The sequence below is a fragment of the uncultured Aquabacterium sp. genome (assembly GCF_913773725.1).
Classification (GTDB): Bacteria; Pseudomonadota; Gammaproteobacteria; order Burkholderiales; family Burkholderiaceae_C; genus Aquabacterium.
Genome location: NZ_CAJYGK010000123.1, coordinates 1 through 2,807 on the forward strand (window position 1 = coordinate 1; position 2,807 = coordinate 2,807).

General features: G+C 67.2%; 3 protein-coding genes. All 3 read right to left on the reverse strand.

Features of this window, described 5'->3' with window-relative positions:
* A partial coding sequence (locus QZ709_RS15195; RefSeq protein WP_294638245.1) for a tripartite tricarboxylate transporter permease occupies positions 1–885 on the reverse strand: 885 nt, incomplete at its 3' end.
* Between the two features lie 9 nt (positions 886–894).
* Positions 895–1,359 (reverse strand): tripartite tricarboxylate transporter TctB family protein, encoded by a 465-nt coding sequence (locus tag QZ709_RS15200; RefSeq protein ID WP_294638246.1) that lies wholly within the window; start codon positions 1,357–1,359, stop codon positions 895–897.
* A 123-nt stretch (positions 1,360–1,482) separates the two neighbouring features.
* A partial coding sequence (locus QZ709_RS15205) for a GspE/PulE family protein (protein WP_294638247.1) occupies positions 1,483–2,807 on the reverse strand: 1,325 nt, incomplete at its 5' end.

Here is a 2,807-nt window from a genome sequence, read left to right on the forward strand (position 1 = left end):
GCCGAAGGGCACGCGCGGATTGCGGGCGACCTTCTTTTCCAGCGTGTAGGACGCAAACGACGCGAGCAGGGCGCCGCCGCCCGGCAACACGCCGAGCACCGACCCCAGTGCCGTGCCTCGCAGCACCGCGGGCCATGCGTCCCTGAAATCCTCGCGCGTAGGCCAGAGCCCCTTCACCTCCTTGGTGAACACCTCGCGCTGCTCCGCGGGCTGGCCGAGGTTGGCGATGATTTCGCCGAAGCCGAACACCCCCATGGCAATCACCACGAAGCCGATGCCGTCCGTGAGTTCGGGCACGTCGAACGAGAACCGCGCGGTCCCGGTGATGACATCGGTGTTGACCTGCCCGAGCAGCAGGCCCAGCACGATCATCGCGATCGCCTTCAGCAGCGAGCCCGACGCGAGCACCACCGCACCGACGAGGCCAAGCACCATCAGCGAGAAATACTCGGCAGAGCCGAACTTGAAGGCCAGCTCGGTCAGCGGCGGCGCGAACGCGGCAATGATGACCGTGCCGACGCAACCGGCGAAAAAGCTGCCGAGACCGGCCGCCGCCAGCGCGGGACCGGCACGGCCTCTGCGCGCCATCTGGTAGCCGTCGATGGCCGTGACCACCGAGCTCGACTCCCCCGGCACGTTGATCAGGATGGCGGTCGTCGAGCCGCCGTACTGCGCCCCGTAGTAGATGCCCGCCAGCATGATCAACGCGGGCGTGGCGTCCAGCGTGTAGATGGACGGCAGCAGCATGGCGATCGTTGCCACCGGCCCCAGGCCGGGCAGCACACCGATCAGCGTCCCCAGCACCGCCCCGAAGAAGGCGTAGAAGAGGTTCTGCAGGCTCAGCGCCGTCTGCAGACCCAGGCTCAGATTGTTCAGCAGGTCCATGGCACGTCCTCAACCGGTGAAATAGACGGGCCAGAGCGGGATGGTGAGCTTGAGGCCCAGGATGAACAGCGCCCAACTGCCCACCGTCAACACCACACAGCTGATCAGCACATCGCGCAGCCGGAACTCCTGACCGGCCAACGAAGCCACGATGATGGTCAGCGGCAAGGTGACCGCCATGCCGAGACGCGGCAAGGCGGCCCCGAACAGCACGATGGCGCCGATGATGACCAGCAAAGGTCGCCAGGCGATCCGGCCAATCGGGTCGCCTCCGGAAGACTCCAGCGTCAGTGCCTTGAACAGCACCAGCGCCCCAAGGATGGCGAGCAGCACGCCGAGGCCGAAGGGAAAGTAGCCGGGGCCGGGCTGTGCGGAGGTGCCGAACGAATAGTCGGTCGCCCCCCACGCAAAACCGACACCGGCCCCGAGGAACAGCAGCCCGGACCAGAAGTCCCGCTGGCTCTTGATTTTCATTGCGTCTTGTCTCCTGCGCCCCGCGCCCATGCGCGCGGTTGAGTGCGGCGATTCTGTCAGTGGGGGCGAGGGGTCGCGCTGTGGATTACACGTACCGGCCGGGGCGACGCCCGCGACGCCGCATCAGCCCTCCCAGGCCGGCGTGCTGCGCAGCACTTCCTCGATGGTCGTGACGCCTTCGGCCACCTTCATCGCGCCGGCCAAACGCAGCGGACGCAGGCCCTCCTGCATGGCCTGACGCCGCAGCGCGGTCAGGTCGTTGACGGACGCCTTGATGCCCTCGCTCACCGTCAGCAGCTCGTACAGGCCCGCCCGGCCGCGGAAGCCCGTATTGCGGCATTCCAGACAGCCCACCGGCTTGTACGGCTTCACGCCGCCACCGAGGCGCCAGTGGCGAACCAGCTCGTTCAGGCTTTCCCGCGTCACCAGCGGATCGGGCTGCTTGCAGTGCGGGCACAGCGTGCGCACCAGGCGCTGCGCCAGCACGCCGATGATGGTCGCGCTGATCAGATAGCTGGGCACGCCCAGATCCTGCAGCCGCGTGATCGCGGAGACCGAGTCGTTGGTGTGCAGCGTGCTGAAGACGAGGTGACCCGTCAGCGCCGCCTGGATGGCCATCTCCGCCGTCTCCAGGTCGCGGATCTCGCCCACCATGATGATGTCCGGGTCCTGGCGCATCAGCGCGCGCAGCCCTTCGGCGAAACCGAAATCCAGCTGGTTCTGCACCTGGGTCTGGTTGAACGCCGGCTCGATCATCTCGATCGGATCCTCGATCGTCGTGACATTGACCTCGTCCGTCGCCAGGCGCTTCAGCGTCGAGTACAGCGTGGTGGTCTTGCCGCTGCCGGTGGGGCCGGTCACGAGGATGATGCCGTGCGGCTGCTTGACCAGGTGCTCCCAGCGATCGGAGTCATGCTGGCCGAAACCCAGCGAGGCCAGGTCCTTGACGGCCGTCTCGGGGTCGAAGATGCGCATCACCATCTTCTCGCCGAAGGCCGTGGGCAGCGTCGACAGGCGCATTTCCACCTCGTCGCCTGCCGGGTTGCGCGTCTTGATGCGACCGTCCAGCGGGCGCCGCTTCTCCACCACGTCCATGCGGCCCAGCAGCTTGATGCGCGAGGTCATCGCGGCCATCACGGTGGGCGGCAGCTGGTAGACCGTGTGCAGCACGCCGTCGATGCGGAAGCGGATCACGCCCATCTCGCGGCGCGGCTCGAGGTGGATGTCGCTAGCGCGCTGGTCAAAGGCGTACTGCCACAGCCAGTCCACCACCTGCACCACGCCCTGGTCGTTGGCATCCAGCTGCTTGTTGGTCTTGCCCAGCTCCACCAACTGCTCGAAGCTCGCCACCTGGCTCTGCTCGCCGGCCTTGGTGGCCGCGCGTACCGAGCGCGCCAGCGTGAAGAACTCGGTGGTGTAGCGCGCGATGTCCAGCGGGTTGGCCACCA